Consider the following 15,880-nt stretch of genomic DNA (forward strand, 5'->3'; position numbering starts at 1 on the left):
CCGCGCAATCGTATCCACGCCCTTCAACTCCAGCTCCATCCGCTACCAAAACGCGGATGGTCAAACACTCCAAACGGGGGGTCAAAGTTGGACGCCGATAACCCCGTCTAAGGGGTCAAACTTGCACGCCGAAACACAGTCATATACGGATCAGTCCAGAGAAGTTTACCGGGAGACGCAGACAAACATGCCCGCAAAGAGAACCCCGGGATCGAGGTCTCCCAATGACATCGACATTGCCGTGGGGCGCAAGCTCAGAAAACTGAGACTGGACGCAGGCATGACACTGCAGGATCTGGCGGATCAGATCGGCACCAGCCACCAGCAGCTTCAGAAATACGAGACCGGCGTCAACCGCATCAGCGCGGGTATGCTTCCGATCGTCGCTGACGTGATTGGTACGGAAATCCTTGAGTTCTTCATGGATGTCGAGGGAACGAAAGGACGCAGATCGAGCGCCGCGGACAAGGTGCGTGCTGAGTGTGAAGCCTGCTTGCGCCGTACCAAATCTGAGGACAAGCTAAAGGCCATGCTGAAAGTGCTGAAGGCGTTGTCGGATTGAGGCCAATCAAACGCTGACAAAGCGCACAGTCCTGGTGTGTCGCCTCGCCCCTTGAATCGGCCGCCATTTTCAAGAGCGCCGAGTCGACTGGCACTGTCTCGGATCCTTTAATAGCAGGCGGACGCTATTAAAGGTTCGTCTCAGGCAGCCCGGCATAAAGACTCGCCTGCCCCACCCGAATCTTTTCATGACTTCCCTGTCATGGCGCTACACATCCGAGATTATCGACCGAGCGACGCAGCTGCCCTGGCACGGCTCAGCGAAACCGGGCTCCGGCTCGGCGCCCTGCCCGAGTTGGATTCAGGGGTCAGGATCCTGGCCGGTCTGCGGGGCGAACGCATCACGGCGGCCATCTGGTTCTGCCTCGACGGCGAAACCGGCATCATCCCGGCCATTCTCGCGAAAGCCGGCCCCCGCAGCTATTCGGACGTCCAGGAGCTGATTGCGGAAGCGAGCCTCTGGCTGGGCTCGCGGGGCGCGATCACCATTGAGCTGGGGACGGTGCCTCAGAACCCGAATCTGCTTGCCGGTCTGGAAGAGATGCATTTCCGGATGGATGAGCACACGGGTGTCATGCGTCGCCTCGTGCCGGCTCGAAGCGCTGCCTGAACACAGCCGGGGTTCTGCGCCCGCGACCCCTCTGGCCGCAATCACCAGTGCGACAGAGACCCTTGAGCGGCCTGCGGACAGTGGGAAGCGCGCGGCGCGCGCGTCCGCCGGCGGGGCCCAGCCTCTTGCCCATGAACGAACGACCGGATCCTCAGTGAGCCTCTCCGGGCAGGCCGTCAGGCCGGACAGACCCGCGCTTCAGCGCGGGCGGACCGCAGACAACCATCGCTAGATTCCTGCGACTGCTATAAAGGATCAGGCCGCCAGGAGAGACCCTCTGGTCTTTGGTTGGAGCAGTTCGCGGTATCCGCCGCCACGAAGGGTTTCACCGCGCAGAAGATTTCGGCGCATCGCGTCCTTGAGCGCCCGCGATCCGCGGTTGCGGTTGGCTTCGACAAGTTCGTATCCGAAGATGATCTCGGCCATTTCCCAATATGAGAGGCCGGCTTCTTTGGCGTCCAGGCATATCAGCGCGTCGCGCAGGCTGCGGCCAGTTCGGGCCCATTGCGGTGAGCTGTCCTCACAGCGATCATAGACCTGGCGCGCCTTCTTGAGGACGTCCGTCTTGGTATCGATGCATTCACTGCCCGCGATCGTCACGACCATCTTGTGAGGCTGCGGCGAGAGCAGCGATATCCCATGCGCCATGATCTGGATGGCGCAGCGGGCACCGCGGAGAACAAACTGCTCGCTACCGTCATGCGAGGTCAGATGGGTGATGCGGCAGCGCTGGAGCGCGAGCATCTGGTATTCATCAACTTCGCCCGGGACCGCGTCGACGACGTGGACGCTGATGTCGCGGGGGTACTGTTCGGCAGACCAGAAAAGATCGGCATCGATGGCGTGATCATCCGGGTCCGGAAAGAAGCAGAGACCGTACGCCTCAGCCTCGGCTATTGGCTTGCGAAGTTTCAGGAGCGTCAATCCCGGGCACGGAGCGGGTCGTTCAGAAATGTAATCGCCGGAGGAGAAGAAGCGTGCCTTGTCGCGCAGTTCCGGATCGCGCCGGCAGAATTCCCAGGCCCAGCGGTCCGCTCCAAGTTTGCATGTGTAGTCGTATTTCCGGGCAACATCGCCCAGCTGTCGTGTTTCAAGAAATCTCATCAGCCGTCTCCCGTGCTGATGGAAAAGCAAGCAACGTGCCAATTTCCCCTGCAGGGTGATGTTCTGATCAACCTTCGCCTCTGGCGTGAAGACTTTGTTCACCAAGACCGCCGCCTAGCAGTCGCCCGGTAGCGTCCGCTCATAACCCCCAGAGAGCGACCCGCGGAGCAGGCTAACCGGAGTTTCAATTTCATTGTCAGAGCCGGGACAAGATCAGTCCATTCCAAGGATCTGCTTACGCGATCTGACTCCAGCCGACAGGCTTTCGACTAGAGCCGCAGGAATGAGATTTCCGACACTGGATGCCAATTCATCGAGCACGATCGGAATGCCCCTTTCAAGCTCTCCGCAAATCTCCTCAACCGTCCCGACCGGCAGACCGGCAGTGTCTGCTGTCTCTTTGAAATGCCTCACCTGGATTTCGTCCATGCGGTAATGGTTGTTTGCGCCGATGGACATTGCCATCCTGAACCGGTTTCGCCTCAGCTTTCCCCCATCAGCCAGAGGCTGAGCAGACAATATGTCATAGAGCGGCGTCAGCTTGAAACCTCCGCCCGGGCGATGAGCAATCGAAAAGTTCTTCGCATGCCCATCGGTTGCGCCGAGGAGCCAAAACACCATCTGTGCTTTCAGGAAATTTCGCCTGTCTTCGGCGGGACGGTCACTTTCCTTCAGTCGTTCCAATATGTTCAGAACGCTTGGCCCGCCATCTCGTTGATACTTAAGCGTTGAAGGCACCGAAAGCGCCTGACAAAAATCTTCTTGCGGCAACCTGAGCAGTCGGCCGTCCTCCGTCCACAGACGATCAAATCTGGTAACGCTCAGGACCAACTGGTCCTCGAATTTTTCAATTGAAGCCTCCGCGACCTCAAGCCCAAACGCCGAGCAGAGTTTTAGGCACAGGAACTCATTCTGCACGCTATCGGCGAGGTCAAACCCATTGTGCAGGACGCCTATGGCGGGCTTCAGGATATGCGTGGTTGCGGTCGTCCCGGCAGGACGCTTCCACTGCTCCCCGATCTTGAGGAGCGCGGTCTTGTCCTGCGCGCCGGCAATCGAGATCCGGAAGTCTTCATCTTCGCGGTCCATCCCGAGAGGGGCGACCCGCAGCCTTCGGATGAGGGCTGCGATTTCTGCTTCGGTCATCACCTCGCCCCTGACCTCTCCAGCGGGCTCAGGCGCCTCACCATCCGGCAGGAACTGAAGCGCACCGACGCAGTCCCGGCCTGCAACGGAGAGCAGTGAAAACGCGTCGGTGCCCCCTGCCCCCAAACGCTCGGCGAGATGGCGGCGAATCTGTGCGGCGTCCGGCAGGAGGTTCTCGAAAACGTTGATGACAGGCGCACCGCGAAACACTTCGCCGGTCAACGGCAATGAGATTGAAACGGGCATTGAGCCCGACCAGTCAAGCCATGAAGCGTCATAGCTGAAAGCAACAGCGCCCGAGGCGGTGCGCGTCAGGCGTCCGACGGGTTTTGCATTAAGAAAGACTGCGAGGGCCTCAGCGTTGGACCGGCGCGCCATCAGAACACTTCCTCGAAGTTCGATTTGCCGCCGCGCGTTGTAACGTTGACTTCAAGGCCGAGGGCTGCAAGCGCATCGAACAGAACGGCCATCCGGGTTGCCGGCTCCCCGCTTTCGAGCTTCGAGATCGTCGCCTGGCGCACGTTCATGCGGTCCGCGAGTTCCTTCTGGGTCAAGCCTTGGGCAAGCCGCGCCTTGCGGACTACAGCGCCTGCCATTCTCGGGCTTCGAACGAGATCTGTCATGGAAACTCCGCTTTATACGCGTTCGCGCATACAGCCAACTTATACGCATTCTCGTATAAATCAAGTTAATACGCGATCGCGTATCGGCAGAAAGGAGCCATAGCGGAAGAAGCTCGCAGCGATTCCGCAACACTCGCCGACTTTCAGCCCAGCGATCAGGACCAGAGGCCCAAACAATCCACAGCTTTTCACGATGCCTCCCGGGAGGCTGTTTATTTTTTGCTTACTCGCGACCCTTCCGGAAAAAAGTAAGCAGGCGTTTCGCTCTCGCGACCCGTCCAACTCACTGTTTTTATTAAGTTCTTCTGGAGCGGGCGAAGAGATTCGAACTCTCGACCCCAACCTTGGCAAGGTTGTGCTCTACCCCTGAGCTACGCCCGCATCCTGAAGAATTGGCTGCCGTGACCGGCAGAGCGGTGGGAATAAGCGGAAGGCTGGCGCTTTGCAAGACCCAAAAACAATCAGGCTGCATCGCGGGGCTTACCCCTATCCCCGCAGCACCGCGCGGATCTGGTCGGGCCGCACTTCCCGGCCCTCGGGGTCGACGAAAGCGGCGCGGATGGCCGTCTTGGAGCCCAACTTGGTAAAGCTGATCGGGGGCTGCTCGCCCTGCCCCAGCCACACATCGCCCCACTGAGTCAGACCCACCAGAATCGGCCGCAACGACAGGCCCATGGCCGAAAGGACGTATTCCGGACGGGCTCGCTTGCCGGGCACCTTGTAGGTCTTTTTCGTCAGCAGGCCCGCATCCACGAGGGTTTTCAGCCGTCCTGACAGCACGGTGCGCGGGCAGCGCAGCTCGGCCTGGAAATCGTCAAACCGGCGCACACCGTACAGCGCGGCGCGCAGAATCAGCAGCGTCCAGCGATCGCCGATGATTTCGATCGTGCGCGCGAGATTGCAGTTCTCGGGCGGAATGGGGGAGCGGCGCGCTAGCGGAATCTGACTCATCGGCAAGTTTTGAAAGAGTTCGGATTCTAAATCCAGCCCGCCCGGCACCGGATTCATGAAAACGTCAGCACTTTGCCTTTCCTTTGTCGCGCAAGGGTGCGACCCGGCTGGCCAGACAGCAGAAGGCACATCTCCTCCCATGAAACCCACCGCCCCCATCGCCGCCCTGTCCCTGCTGGCCTTCGCCGCGTGTGCCGCGCCCGGCGGCGAGACCGAGCCGATGGCGGCGGAGCCGTCCGTGGCCGGCTTGTGGCAGGCTGGTGCCGCCACCTCGGCGATCCGGGCCGCCTCGTGCCCGCTGGATGACACGGGCGCCTCCGCCTTCCAGGCGCTGGAACTGACCGTTTCGCCGCTCAACACTAAGCAGGCCGAAGTGCTTTCGGGCCGCCTGCCGGCAGGTGCCCAGCTGGCCGGCGCCTGGGAGCTGGACGCCAATGACCCAAACTTCGGCGGCCTGTCCGGCCTCGCGGTCGAGGATGAGGGCCACCTAATCGCAGTCACCGATGCGGGTGGCTGGGTCCAGCTCGGGATCACGAACGGCGCGCCTGCGAGCGCCAGCGTCGCATACATGCGCGGCGCGAGCGGCAAGTTCCTGTCCGGCAAGTACGAGAACGACGCCGAAGGCTTCGCCTATCGTGGCGGCATCGCCTTCGTCAGCTTCGAGCGCAATTTCCGCATCGAGGCTTTCGCGCTGGGCACCTGCGGCGCCAAGGCGAAGGCTGTGGAAATCTCGGCGCTGCCGGCCTCATTCGACGAACGCAGCATCGACGACAATGAGGGCCCGGAGGCGCTGGCGATGACGCCGGAAGGCCAACTCAGCTTCGGGTATGAAGGCGCCTCGACCGGCCTCTCGCCGATCGGCCGGGTGCTGGCCACCGGCAAGTCCGAATGGTCCGGCAAGCGCGCAAGCAACCCGAACGGCTTCGCGCTGGTCGGAATGGACAGCGTCCGCCTGCCGGACGGCTCCGACCGCGACGTCTTCCTCTACCGCGCCTTCGATCCGCTGCGCGGCGCCCGCTCGGTGCTCAGCTGGGGCCCGGGCGAGACCGAGCAGCTGACGCTGTCGCGGCCGGTCATAACGGACAATTTCGAAGGCCTCGCGGCACAGACGCTGGAAGACGGGATCCTGCGCCTCTGGATCGTGTCCGATGACAACTTCTCGAACCTGCAGCGCACACTGCTGTATGCCTTCGATGTGACCCTTGCTCCGGACGCTGAGTGAATCCCCCTTCCCAGTCACCCCGGCGATCACTACATTGAGTATTCACAAGGGCTGCGGCGCCCGCGAGGGACTGATCTCCAGCGACCTTACTTACCGTCAGGGAGTTGGCACTCTGGTCGGGGCTGTGGCCTCGGCTCATCCGGCACCCACCTAGTCTCTAGGTCGACGGGAGTGAAATGTGCCCAGCGGCGATTGCGGTTCTTGTGTCCCTTCTTCGGTGACGGCGCGCCCAAGCCTCGCTAGAAGCCCCTCATGAGTATTGAAGACGACAAGACGAACCTGCGCCACCGCATGCGCACGTTGCGCGCGGAAGCGGCAGCACGTGACCCTGACGGCGCTGAAAAGCTCGCTGCCATCTTCCCGATGAAGCTGCTGGAGCGCTACGGCCCGGTCGTCTCGGCCTATGTGCCGATCAACGAAGAAATGGACCCGATGCCGCTGTTGGAGCGGCTGATCCGGGCCGGCGCGGAAACCTGCCTGCCGCGCATGACCGCCGAGGGGACCATCAGCTGGCGCCTCTGGTCGCCGGGCGAGCCGCTGGAGCGGCGCGGCTTCGGCCTGTCCGAGCCGCCTGAGGACGCCCCGGAAGCGACGCCGACACTGGTGCTGACCCCGCTGCTGGCCTTCGATACGCAGGGCAACCGCCTCGGCTATGGGCGCGGCCATTATGACAAGGCGCTGTCGGTGCTGCGCACCAAGGGCCGCGCCTTTGCCTGCGCGCTCGCCTACGCCGCCCAGCAGATCGACAAGGTGCCCTCCGAACCGCACGACCAGCCGCTGGACTGGGCCGTCACGCCCATCGGATCGGTGCCGCTGTTCATGATGCGCAACCGGGCGGCCTTAACCACGCCGGCTCCCGATGGCGGGTCTGCCGCCTGACAAAGTCCCGCGTGGCGCGAAATTTGCTGGTTAGCGGGCCGTTAACCCAGGACGTTTCGCTTGTCGTCGACCCCGCCTTCCCGCTCCACCCCCTGGCAGACCGCTGATCGCGGCGCTGACGGGCTGGTGGCCGCCAGCTGGCTTGCCGTGGTCGGGCTGGCCTTGCTGTTGCTGCGCCCGGCCGCAACGCCGGCGCCCCAACCTGAAACAGCTCCGCCTGCCGTAGCCGTTGCGGCCGCCGCTAAGCCGGCCGGCCCGGATTTTTATCCCTGGGTCCGCCCCGGAACGGTGCGCCCGGTTGAGCCCACAGCCTCAGGCGCGACGACCGCGCCCGTCTGGGTGCCGCCCGAACGCCCGCGCGACGGGGGTTTCTACACAAGACTGGCATCGCCGCTCGGCGACGCGATCTTCAACGCGTCCAACCATGGCAATGCGGACAGCTTCTATGGCGGCGACTGGGTGCCCGAAAACATCGCCAGCCGCGCTGGCGGCGCCTTCCTGGAAGTGCGCCGGCTGGCCGGGGCCGCGCTGCCTTACAGCGCTGCCGAGATGCAATCGCGCAAGAAGTACAGCTATGGCCGCTACGAAGCGATCATCCAGCCCGCGTCGGGTTCAGGCCTGGTCACGGCCTTCTTCACCTATACCGGCCCCTGGTTCGGCGATCCGCATGACGAGATCGACATCGAATTCCTCGGCAAGGACCTGACCAAGGTTCACTTCAACTATTTCCGGAACGGCAAAAGCATCCAGCCGGCGACCTTCGACCTGCCCTTCGATGCCGGCGAAGCGCCGCACCTTTACGCCTTCGACTGGCGTCCTGACGGCATCACCTGGTACATCGACGGCGTGCCCTTTTATGCCACCGTGCCGGACGATCCGGCGATCCCGGTGTCGGCCGGCAAGGTCATGTTCAGCGCCTGGACCGGCAAACCGTCGATGGCAGGCTGGCACGGCCAAGCCAGCTTCCGCGACGGATCAGGCGCGCAGTTCAACTGCGTGTCATTCACGCCGATGGGCCACGATACGCCCCGCTGCAGCGACACTTACGTCAAGCCGGCGACCAAGCCTGCCGCCCAGCCGGGGCGCTGATCAGCCCTTGATATCCTTGGTGATCTGCTCGCGGGCGATCGGGGTCAGGCGCGCGAGCTGCTCCTCGATGGCCGGAGCGGTCTGCTGGACGCCGGCCGCGCTCAGGTCGGCCAGGACCTTGCGGATCACGTCGCCGTCGCCGGCTTCCTCGAGATCGGCGATCACCACCGTCTTGGCGTAGGCTTCGGCGGCTGTGGCATCGAGCCCCATCAGTTCGGCGGCCCAGAGGCCGAGCAGCTTGTTGCGCCGGGCTGCGACCTTGAACTGGGTTTCCTGGTCCAGGGCGTAACGGGCTTCCTCGGCGCGTTCACGATCATCAAATGAGCTCATGGAGGTACCCTTTTCTGCGGCAGGAGTTCTGGTTTCCGGGGTCATATAGGTCGTGCGGGCGCATGTTCGCAATAATTGTTTCTGCCTCCGACTTGGCGTAACAGTCGCGCCTTCAGGGACGCAGCCCGGTGATTCCGCCGGAACAAGACGTCCCAGGCACTGCAGGAAGGGCCGGATAGAATGAGCAAACGGCGCATCGTCTATGAGGGAAAAGCCAAGATCCTCTATGAGGGTCCGGAGCCGGGCACCCTGATTCAGTACTTCAAGGACGACACAACCGCCTTCGACGCGCAGAAAAAGGCCGTTCTGGATGGCAAGGGTGTGCTGAACAACCGCATCAGCGAGTTCATCATGACCCAGCTGACGGCCATCGGCATCCCGACCCACTTCATCCGCCGCCTCAACATGCGCGAGCAGCTGATCCGGAAGGTCGAGATCATCCCGCTGGAAGTGGTCGTGCGCAACATTGCCGCGGGCTCGCTGTCGACACGTCTCGGCATGCCGGAAGGCCAGCAGCTGCCGCGCCCGCTGGTCGAGTTCTACTACAAGAGCGACGCCCTGCACGACCCGATGGTGTCGGAAGAGCACATTGCCGCGTTCGGCTGGGCCACGCCGCAGGAATATGACGACATCATCGCCCTGGCGCTGCGCGTGAACGACTTCATGTCCGGCCTGTTCGCGGGCGCGGGCATCCGCCTGGTCGACTTCAAGATCGAGTTCGGCCGATTCTTCGAGACCGATCACGACATGCCGCGCATTCTGCTGGCCGACGAGATCAGCCCTGACAGCTGCCGCCTGTGGGACAACAAGACCGGCGAGAAGCTGGACAAGGACCGTTTCCGCCGCGACCTCGGCGGCGTCACCGAGGCCTATGCCGAAGTCGCCCGCCGTCTTGGGATCATCAAGGAATCGGGCGACACGGACAACGTCGTCAGCTTCACCGGAGGCAGCAAATGAAAGCCGTCGTTCACGTCTCCCTGAAGTCCGGCGTTCTGGACCCGCAAGGCAAGGCTGTCGCCGACACGCTGGCCCGCATGGGCTATGGCGAGGTTGAGGCGGCGCGCGTCGGCAAGGTGATCGAGCTGGAACTCGATGACGGCCTCGCCAAAGCCGACGCTGAAAAGCGCGTCAAGGAAATGTGCGAGAAGCTGCTCGCCAATACCGTCATCGAAAGCTACCGGATCGACTTGCTCGCCTGAGGTGGAGCGCCCTTGCAGACCGGACAAAACGCGCCGCCCGCCGGCGCGTTTTTCATTTCTGGCGCACCTGCGCGCGGAACATGGTTTCCCGGCTGTTCAATATTTCACCAGATTAGTGAGCGAATATTCACTTGCAAACGCCGGGTCGGGCTGGTATGCTCTTCCCATCAGGATCGGAGAACCCCGAATGGCCCGCCCCGCATCGACCCAGCCCAAAGCGCCCGAACCGAAGCAGCGCGCCCGAAACGCGAAGCCGAAGATCGAGCGCGCGGCGCTGAAACTGTTCATCCATGAAGGCGTCGATGCCGCCACCACACGCGAGATCGCCGACAAGGCCGGCGTGTCAGAAGGTGCGCTGTATCGCCACTACAAGGGCAAGGATGAGCTTGCCCTGTCGCTGTTCATGGCCACTCACCAGCGGCTGTCGCAATTGCTGACCGAAGCGCTGTCCGGAACCGGCAAGCTGGAAGACAAAGTGCTCGCAGCCGTCACCGCGTACTGCAAGCTGGCGGACGAGGACTTCCTTCTCTTTTCCTTCCATCTCGTTTCGCTGAACCGGTACCTGCCTTACGACAAGCGCCGCGAAGACGATCCTGTCTCGGTGACAGAACGGATCATCGGCGGCCTGATGGCGGCCGGTACGATCCCGAAGGGTGATCCGGCGCTGAAGGCAGCGATGGCGCTCGGCGTCGTGATGCAGGCGGGGCAGAACAAGATCTACAACCGCCTGCCCGGCCCGCTGTCACAGCACGCGCCGGCCATGGCCCGAGCCATCATCGCTGTCCTCAAATCCAACTGATCCTTCGTCTACGGAGTATCCCCCCATGCGCGGCGCCCTGTTCCAGCTGGCCTATTGGCTGCTCTCGGTTCTCTATGTGCTCGTCTCGTTGCCCTTCCTCGCCTGGCCGGGGCATGGGCCGGTGCGCGCCATTATCAGGAGCTACACGCGTGCCATGAACTGGGCGCTGCGCCTGATCGCCGGCGTCAAGAAGGACGTGCGCGGGCGGCAGAACCTGCCGGACGGCGCCTTCGTGATTGCGTCGAAACACCAGAGCTGGGGGGACGGCTTCCTGGTCTATCCGGAAGTGTCGAACCTCGCCTTCGTCACGGGCGATCACCTGGAGCGTTTTCCGCTCGTCTCCGGCATCCTCAAGAAGCTCGGCGCCATCGTCATCGACACCTGCGGCGGCGGCGAGAAGAAGGCATCTTCGCTCGCCAACGGCATGCAGAAGGCAAAGGATGATGGTCGCCGTGTACTGATCTATCCGGAAGGGCACCTGGCCCCGATCGGCTACCATTTCCGATATAAGTCCGGCGTCTGGCACATGGCCGAGGCGATGGGCGTGCCCGTCGTGCCGGTGGCCACCAATATCGGTGTATTCTGGCAGCAGCAGGAAGCGCCGAAGCGGACCGGCAAGGCGATCATCGAGTTCCTCGAACCGATCCCGCCCGGCCTTCCCAAGGACGAGTTCATAGCCCGCCTGACGGAAGTGATCGAAGCACGCACGGCAGAACTCGTCGCCGAAGCCACCGGCGAACCGGTCCGCCGCGCCATCCTGATCCCCGATCCGCCGAACGGCTTCGAAGCCAAGCCAACCCCGGACGACCTGGCCGCTTACAGCAAGGCCTAGGGCAAGAGCGCCGCCTTCCAGAGCGCACACTTCATGCCGACGCTACGCGCCGCGTGAGCGGGACTGGTTGAAGGCAACGTCACGATTTCGGCCAAGGGTGGCCCCTGGCGGGCGGCGTGTTTCCGGAAGGCCGCTGCGGCCTTGCCGCCGTTCAGGCTGATGCGGCGGATAGAAGGATGGGCCCTGAAGAAGGCTGCAAAATCGTTTGGCACTTCCGAGCGGATGTTCGAATCGAGACTTCCCTCGCGCTCGCAGGCTTGCAGCACGTCCCACACCGCGACGCCGCTGGCCATAAGCCGGACTACACGCTCCGCATACGGCAGGTCCGGACCGGCGCCGAACAGCACGCCCATGATGGGCCAGAAGGCATTTCGTGGATGGGCATAGTACTGGCCGGCCTCAAGGGAGGCGACGCCGGGCATACTGCCAAGGATGAGGATCTTCGCGTCCGGCGCCGAGATCGGCGCAAAGCTGCGGACGATCATTCTGCCGCGGCAGGAACGATCGTGACACTCTCGCCGCAGCCGCAGGCGTCGGTCTGGTTCGGGTTCCGGAACACGAATTTCTCGTGCAGCGGCGTCATTTCGTAGTCGACTTCGCTGCCGAGCAGGAACAGCACGGCTTTCGCGTCGATCAGGATGGTCACGCCATTATCCTCGACCACTTCGTCCAGCGGCTCGGGGCCGGCGGCATAGTCCATGACATATTCCATGCCCGCGCAGCCGCCATTCTTCACGCCGACGCGCAGAAAGCCCAGGCCGCGCTCATCCATGATCTCCCGCACGCGCGCCGCAGCAGCGTCGGAGAGTTTCACGGGTTTCGGGCGGGGACGTCTGGCCATGGTCTTAAGATGGGGGCTCGGGCCCTCTCCTTCAATCAGAGCATGTTCAGCGCGAGGCGCGCTTCGTCGGACATGCGGGCGGGCGTCCAGGGCGGATCGAAGGTGAGGCGCACCTCGACATCGTTCACGCCCTCAACCGATTTGGCGGCATTTTCGACCCAGCCCGGCATGTCGCCGGCTACCGGGCAGCCGGGCGCGGTCAGCGTCATCTCGATATCGACCTTGCGGTCATCATCGATATCGACCTTGTAGATCAGGCCCAACTCGTAGATGTCGACCGGGATTTCGGGGTCGAACACTGTCTTGAACGCTGCAATCAGCTCATCCGTCATCCGGTCGAGCTCTTCCTGGGGAATCGCCGACTCTGCGGGCGATTCCGCCGCATTCATCGTGTCCCGGGACGCAAGATCATCTGCCATATGGCTTCCTATACCAGCATTTTCCGCGCCTTGGCGAGCGCTTCGGCGAAGGCATCGACCTCCGCTGACGTATTATATAGGGCAAAGCTGGCCCGGGCCGTAGCCGTGACACCCAGATGCTGCATCAGGGGCTGCGCGCAGTGATGGCCGGCGCGGACCGCCACGCCGTACCGGTCGAGCAATTGGGCGATGTCGTGCGGGTGGGCGCCCTCGAGGCTGAATGACAATACAGCGCCCTTGCCCGGCGCTTCGCCGTGCACCGTAAGGCCATTGATGCCCCGCAGCGCCTCACGCGCGCGGGCATAGAGGGTATGTTCGTGGGCCGCCACTTCGGCGGGATCAAATTCGCCCATCCAGCGCAGCGCCGCACCCAAGCCGACCGCTTCGAGGATCGGCGGCGTGCCGGCTTCGAACTTGTGCGGGGCGGTATTGTAGGTGACGCGGTCCATGGCGACGATTTCGATCATCTCCCCGCCGCCCTGATAGGGCCGGGCGCGGTCCAGCGCTTCGGCGGTGCCATACAGCGCGCCGATACCGGTCGGCCCGTAAACCTTGTGGCCAGTGAACACATACCAGTCACAGCCCAGCGCCTGCACATCGACCTTCATGTGGACGGCCGCCTGACTTCCATCGACGAGGATTTCAGCGCCCGCTGCGTGAGCCAGATTCGTGATCGCAGCAATATCCGTCACCGTGCCCAGCACGTTGCTCATCTGCGTGATGGCGACCATCTTCGTCTTCGGGCCGATCGCGGCGGCCATCGCGTCCATGTCCAACGCGCCGTCTTCGGTGAGACCTACCCAGCGCAACACGGCCCCGTGGCGCTCGCGCAGGAAGTGCCAGGGCACAATGTTGGAATGATGCTCCATGATCGACAGCACGATCTCGTCGCCCGGCTGGATCCGGCCAGCCAGCGCCGAGGCAACCAGGTTGATACCTTCAGTCGAACCTTTGGTAAAGACAATATTGTCCGTAGACGGCGCATTGAGGAAGGCGCGGACGGTCCCGCGCGCAGCCTCGAAGGCTGCCGTTGCCTCATTGGCCAGCGTGTGCAGGCCCCGGTGGACATTGGCATAGGCAGTGCGGGCCTGTTTTGCCATCGCATCTATCACCGCATCCGGCTTTTGCGCGCTGGCGGCATTGTCGAGATAGACCAGCGGATACCCGTTCACATCCCGGGCGAGGATCGGAAATTCGGCGCGGATGGAGGCGAGGTCGAAATTACGAGACATGGCTGAGCCAGGCCTGCGCTTCATGGCGCAGGACCTCCTCAAGCTCGCCGGCGCCTTCGAGCGCTTCGGCGATGAATGCTTCGGTCAGCATTGCGCGCGCCTGTGCGAGCGGGATGCCACGCTGACGCAGGTAGAACAGCTGCGCCCCATCGAGCGCGCCAGACGTATTTCCGTGCGCACACTGAACGTCATCCGCAAGAATCTCGAGTTCGGGCTTCGCGAACACTTCGGCGCCCTCTTCCAGCAGCAGCGCATTGTGCTGCATCGAGGCATCGGTTTGCTGGCCCGACGTGCGCGGCACGAGGAACTTGCCCTGGAAGACGCCGCGCCCGCCAGCCAGCACCGCGCCCTTGGTGGCCTGCCGGGTCGTGCACGCCGGCGCGCCGTGGCGCACATGCGTGGTAATGTCAGCATGCCGGCCGGCGCCTGCGAGATAGGCGGCATTGAGCGTCGCCTTCGAGCCCGTCTCACGGTGCACCAGGCGCGATTCGATCCGCGCGATCCGGGCACCGAGCGCCAGAACCGTTTGCACGCTTTCGGCGCCTTCGTCCTGTTCGATCAAGGCGGTGACGGCCTGCGCTTCATCTGCGCCGCCCGCCTGATAGAGCGTACGGTGAAGGTGCGCGCCCTTGTTGAGGGTAAACTCGACCAGCGCGGTGGAGAAGGCCGCCCCGCCCAGATGGCTCTCGGAGACATGAAGCTGCGCCCCCGGACGAAGCAGGAAAACCACGCGCGCGGCGTTGATCGCGCCTGGCCCCTGGAAAACCATATGCAGATGCACCGCTGCGCCAGCGCTGACATCCACAAGCACAGTGCCGGACAGGGCCGCAGCCAGCGCCCCCAGCGGGGCCTCTTCCGCCCCGCCCATGGCCTGCACGTCCTCCTTGGCTAAAAGGCGCAGGCCCGCCGGCAGCGACGCCGGCGCAACGAAACCTGCCGGCGTGAACCGCAACGTGGAGACGCCATCGCGGGCGAGTGGGTCGCGCGCGGGCGGCGCCTTCGGCGTATCGAGCTGGCCGACGGCCGTCTTGAAATCGCTCCAGCGCCAATTCTCGGCGCGCCGCCCCGGCAGGCCCGTCTGCGCGAAGGCCTCGAACAGCCGCTCGCGCCGCGCGTCGGCCTTCAGGGCCGCATAGCGCGCGACGAGTTCCAGTTCGGCAACCGTCGGATTCCGGATCAGATCCTTGAGGGCGGTACTCACACGGCCTCCGCGAGCACGCCGTCATAGCCCTCGGCCTCAAGCCGGTGGGCGAGTTCCGGCCCGCCGGTCTTGATGATGCGGCCCTTGGCGAGCACGTGCACCTTGTCCGGTTTGATATAGTCGAGCAGGCGCTGGTAGTGCGTGATCACCAGCATGCCACGCTCCGGCGAGCGCAGGGCGTTGACGCCCTCGGCAACGGTCCGTAGCGCATCGATGTCGAGCCCGCTATCGGTCTCGTCCAGCACCATGAAGCGCGGCTCCAGCATCATCATCTGGTAGATTTCGAGGCGTTTCTTTTCGCCGCCGGAAAAGCCGACATTCACGGGCCGTTTCAGCATCTCGGGATCAAGGCTCAGCACCTTGGCGATCTCGCGGGACTTCTTGATGAACTCCGGCGCGGAGATTTCCGGCTCGCCGCGCGCCTTGCGCTGGGCGTTCATGGCAGTGCGCACGAAGGTCATCACCGGCACACCGGGAATTTCGACCGGGTACTGGAATGACAGGAACATGCCCTTCGCCGCCCGCGCCTCAGGATCGAGGCTGAGCAGGTCTTCGCCGTTCAGCGTCGCTGTGCCGCCGGTGACTGTATAGCCTTCGCGTCCGGTCAGGACATAGGACAGCGTGGATTTACCCGCGCCGTTGGGGCCCATGATGGCGTGCACTTCGCCGGTGGGCACCGACAGGGAGAGCCCATGGAGGATGGCGGTTGCCCCCTCCCCTTCGCCGACTGTGGCGGACAGATTTTCGATCTTCAACATGCCGGGGATTTAGGGCGCCCCGGCATGATTTGAAAGCACAAAGCGGCGTTATGCCCCGTGCGCTATGCGTGTTTCCCCGGATTT

Annotated in this window: 20 protein-coding genes and 1 tRNA gene; 9 read left to right on the forward strand and 12 right to left on the reverse strand. The window is 63.4% G+C overall.

The window, feature by feature from the left end:
- Positions 1-187: 187 nt before the first annotated feature.
- Both GC148_RS05880 and GC148_RS05885 read left to right on the forward strand, forming a co-directional pair.
- Complete coding sequence (locus GC148_RS05880; RefSeq protein WP_291069664.1) at positions 188-562, forward strand: helix-turn-helix transcriptional regulator; 375 nt, start codon at positions 188-190, stop codon at positions 560-562.
- Between the two features lie 201 nt (positions 563-763).
- Positions 764-1,171 (forward strand): hypothetical protein, encoded by a 408-nt coding sequence (locus tag GC148_RS05885; RefSeq protein ID WP_291069540.1) that lies wholly within the window; start codon positions 764-766, stop codon positions 1,169-1,171.
- Between the two features lie 255 nt (positions 1,172-1,426).
- Here the strand turns inward: GC148_RS05885 and GC148_RS05890 are convergent, their stop codons facing one another.
- The 5 genes from GC148_RS05890 to GC148_RS05910 form a co-directional block, all read right to left on the reverse strand.
- The gene (locus tag GC148_RS05890; RefSeq protein ID WP_291069541.1) at positions 1,427-2,377 is read right to left on the reverse strand and encodes a DUF2285 domain-containing protein; all 951 of its coding nucleotides are present in this window, start codon (positions 2,375-2,377) and stop codon (positions 1,427-1,429) included.
- A 111-nt stretch (positions 2,378-2,488) separates the two neighbouring features.
- Positions 2,489-3,799, reverse strand: a complete 1,311-nt coding sequence (locus GC148_RS05895) for a type II toxin-antitoxin system HipA family toxin (protein ID WP_291069543.1) — start codon at positions 3,797-3,799, stop codon at positions 2,489-2,491.
- Complete coding sequence (locus GC148_RS05900; RefSeq protein WP_291069545.1) at positions 3,799-4,017, reverse strand: helix-turn-helix transcriptional regulator; 219 nt, start codon at positions 4,015-4,017, stop codon at positions 3,799-3,801. The genes GC148_RS05895 and GC148_RS05900 overlap by 1 nt, the downstream gene beginning before the upstream one ends.
- Before the next feature lie 333 nt (positions 4,018-4,350).
- A tRNA-Gly gene (locus tag GC148_RS05905) sits at positions 4,351-4,425 on the reverse strand.
- A gap of 105 nt (positions 4,426-4,530) precedes the next feature.
- Positions 4,531-5,052: a helix-turn-helix domain-containing protein gene (locus tag GC148_RS05910; RefSeq protein WP_291069546.1), complete on the reverse strand. Its 522-nt coding sequence runs from the start codon at positions 5,050-5,052 to the stop codon at positions 4,531-4,533.
- An 82-nt stretch (positions 5,053-5,134) separates the two neighbouring features.
- Here GC148_RS05910 and GC148_RS05915 point away from each other — a divergent pair, with 82 nt between their 5' ends.
- The 3 genes from GC148_RS05915 to GC148_RS05925 all read left to right on the forward strand — a co-directional run bounded on the left by GC148_RS05915 (position 5,135) and on the right by GC148_RS05925 (position 8,185).
- On the forward strand, positions 5,135-6,217 hold the full coding sequence (locus GC148_RS05915) for an esterase-like activity of phytase family protein (RefSeq protein WP_291069548.1): 1,083 nt from the start codon (positions 5,135-5,137) through the stop codon (positions 6,215-6,217).
- A 252-nt stretch (positions 6,218-6,469) separates the two neighbouring features.
- Positions 6,470-7,096: a 5-formyltetrahydrofolate cyclo-ligase gene (locus tag GC148_RS05920; RefSeq protein ID WP_291069549.1), complete on the forward strand. Its 627-nt coding sequence runs from the start codon at positions 6,470-6,472 to the stop codon at positions 7,094-7,096.
- Positions 7,097-7,156: 60 nt separating this feature from the next.
- On the forward strand, positions 7,157-8,185 hold the full coding sequence (locus tag GC148_RS05925) for a family 16 glycosylhydrolase (RefSeq protein WP_291069551.1): 1,029 nt from the start codon (positions 7,157-7,159) through the stop codon (positions 8,183-8,185).
- On the opposite strand, the gene GC148_RS05930 is transcribed toward GC148_RS05925, so the two are convergent.
- Positions 8,186-8,515, reverse strand: coding sequence for a DUF1476 domain-containing protein (locus GC148_RS05930; protein WP_291069553.1), 330 nt, complete (start codon positions 8,513-8,515; stop codon positions 8,186-8,188).
- A gap of 180 nt (positions 8,516-8,695) precedes the next feature.
- On the opposite strand from GC148_RS05930, the gene purC reads away from it, so the two are divergent.
- The 4 genes from purC to GC148_RS05950 all read left to right on the forward strand — a co-directional run bounded on the left by purC (position 8,696) and on the right by GC148_RS05950 (position 11,345).
- Positions 8,696-9,472 carry a phosphoribosylaminoimidazolesuccinocarboxamide synthase gene (purC, locus tag GC148_RS05935; RefSeq protein WP_291069555.1) on the forward strand — a complete coding sequence of 259 codons (777 nt, stop codon included), beginning with the start codon at positions 8,696-8,698 and terminating at the stop codon, positions 9,470-9,472.
- Positions 9,469-9,714: a phosphoribosylformylglycinamidine synthase subunit PurS gene (gene purS / locus GC148_RS05940; protein WP_291069556.1), complete on the forward strand. Its 246-nt coding sequence runs from the start codon at positions 9,469-9,471 to the stop codon at positions 9,712-9,714. The genes purC and purS overlap by 4 nt, the downstream gene beginning before the upstream one ends.
- A gap of 187 nt (positions 9,715-9,901) precedes the next feature.
- The gene (locus GC148_RS05945) at positions 9,902-10,513 is read left to right on the forward strand and encodes a TetR/AcrR family transcriptional regulator (protein ID WP_291069557.1); all 612 of its coding nucleotides are present in this window, start codon (positions 9,902-9,904) and stop codon (positions 10,511-10,513) included.
- Between the two features lie 25 nt (positions 10,514-10,538).
- Positions 10,539-11,345 (forward strand): 1-acyl-sn-glycerol-3-phosphate acyltransferase, encoded by an 807-nt coding sequence (locus GC148_RS05950; protein ID WP_291069559.1) that lies wholly within the window; start codon positions 10,539-10,541, stop codon positions 11,343-11,345.
- Here the strand turns inward: GC148_RS05950 and GC148_RS05955 are convergent.
- From GC148_RS05955 to sufC, 6 genes are read right to left on the reverse strand one after another with little or no spacing between them, the layout of a single operon-like run.
- Positions 11,342-11,830 (reverse strand): DNA-deoxyinosine glycosylase, encoded by a 489-nt coding sequence (locus GC148_RS05955; RefSeq protein ID WP_291069561.1) that lies wholly within the window; start codon positions 11,828-11,830, stop codon positions 11,342-11,344. The genes GC148_RS05950 and GC148_RS05955 overlap by 4 nt on opposite strands.
- Positions 11,827-12,186 carry an iron-sulfur cluster assembly accessory protein gene (locus GC148_RS05960; RefSeq protein ID WP_291069563.1) on the reverse strand — a complete coding sequence of 120 codons (360 nt, stop codon included), beginning with the start codon at positions 12,184-12,186 and terminating at the stop codon, positions 11,827-11,829. Before GC148_RS05960 ends, GC148_RS05955 begins: the two co-directional genes overlap by 4 nt.
- A gap of 35 nt (positions 12,187-12,221) precedes the next feature.
- Complete coding sequence (locus GC148_RS05965; RefSeq protein ID WP_291069565.1) at positions 12,222-12,605, reverse strand: SUF system Fe-S cluster assembly protein; 384 nt, start codon at positions 12,603-12,605, stop codon at positions 12,222-12,224.
- Positions 12,606-12,613: 8 nt separating this feature from the next.
- On the reverse strand, positions 12,614-13,861 hold the full coding sequence (locus GC148_RS05970; protein WP_291069567.1) for a cysteine desulfurase: 1,248 nt from the start codon (positions 13,859-13,861) through the stop codon (positions 12,614-12,616).
- Positions 13,827-15,038: a SufD family Fe-S cluster assembly protein gene (locus tag GC148_RS05975; protein WP_291069569.1), complete on the reverse strand. Its 1,212-nt coding sequence runs from the start codon at positions 15,036-15,038 to the stop codon at positions 13,827-13,829. Before GC148_RS05975 ends, GC148_RS05970 begins: the two co-directional genes overlap by 35 nt.
- Complete coding sequence (sufC, locus tag GC148_RS05980) at positions 15,035-15,796, reverse strand: Fe-S cluster assembly ATPase SufC (protein WP_291069570.1); 762 nt, start codon at positions 15,794-15,796, stop codon at positions 15,035-15,037. Before sufC ends, GC148_RS05975 begins: the two co-directional genes overlap by 4 nt.
- Positions 15,797-15,880 lie beyond the last annotated feature (84 nt).

It is taken from the genome of Hyphomonas sp. (assembly GCF_016125515.1).
GTDB lineage: Bacteria > Pseudomonadota > Alphaproteobacteria > Caulobacterales > Hyphomonadaceae > Hyphomonas.

Coding starts and splice junctions, on each gene's coding strand:
- GC148_RS05880 (WP_291069664.1), top strand. CDS start 188: ATGCCCGCAAAGAGAACCCCGGGATCGAGGTCTCCCAATGACATCGAC.
- GC148_RS05885 (WP_291069540.1), top strand. CDS start 764: ATGGCGCTACACATCCGAGATTATCGACCGAGCGACGCAGCTGCCCTG.
- GC148_RS05895 (WP_291069543.1), bottom strand. CDS start 3,799: ATGGCGCGCCGGTCCAACGCTGAGGCCCTCGCAGTCTTTCTTAATGCA.
- GC148_RS05900 (WP_291069545.1), bottom strand. CDS start 4,017: ATGGCAGGCGCTGTAGTCCGCAAGGCGCGGCTTGCCCAAGGCTTGACC.
- GC148_RS05910 (WP_291069546.1), bottom strand. CDS start 5,052: ATGAATCCGGTGCCGGGCGGGCTGGATTTAGAATCCGAACTCTTTCAA.
- GC148_RS05915 (WP_291069548.1), top strand. CDS start 5,135: ATGAAACCCACCGCCCCCATCGCCGCCCTGTCCCTGCTGGCCTTCGCC.
- GC148_RS05920 (WP_291069549.1), top strand. CDS start 6,470: ATGAGTATTGAAGACGACAAGACGAACCTGCGCCACCGCATGCGCACG.
- GC148_RS05930 (WP_291069553.1), bottom strand. CDS start 8,515: ATGAGCTCATTTGATGATCGTGAACGCGCCGAGGAAGCCCGTTACGCC.
- purC (WP_291069555.1), top strand. CDS start 8,696: ATGAGCAAACGGCGCATCGTCTATGAGGGAAAAGCCAAGATCCTCTAT.
- purS (WP_291069556.1), top strand. CDS start 9,469: ATGAAAGCCGTCGTTCACGTCTCCCTGAAGTCCGGCGTTCTGGACCCG.
- GC148_RS05945 (WP_291069557.1), top strand. CDS start 9,902: ATGGCCCGCCCCGCATCGACCCAGCCCAAAGCGCCCGAACCGAAGCAG.
- GC148_RS05950 (WP_291069559.1), top strand. CDS start 10,539: ATGCGCGGCGCCCTGTTCCAGCTGGCCTATTGGCTGCTCTCGGTTCTC.
- GC148_RS05955 (WP_291069561.1), bottom strand. CDS start 11,830: ATGATCGTCCGCAGCTTTGCGCCGATCTCGGCGCCGGACGCGAAGATC.
- GC148_RS05960 (WP_291069563.1), bottom strand. CDS start 12,186: ATGGCCAGACGTCCCCGCCCGAAACCCGTGAAACTCTCCGACGCTGCT.
- GC148_RS05965 (WP_291069565.1), bottom strand. CDS start 12,605: ATGGCAGATGATCTTGCGTCCCGGGACACGATGAATGCGGCGGAATCG.
- GC148_RS05970 (WP_291069567.1), bottom strand. CDS start 13,861: ATGAAGCGCAGGCCTGGCTCAGCCATGTCTCGTAATTTCGACCTCGCC.
- sufC (WP_291069570.1), bottom strand. CDS start 15,796: ATGTTGAAGATCGAAAATCTGTCCGCCACAGTCGGCGAAGGGGAGGGG.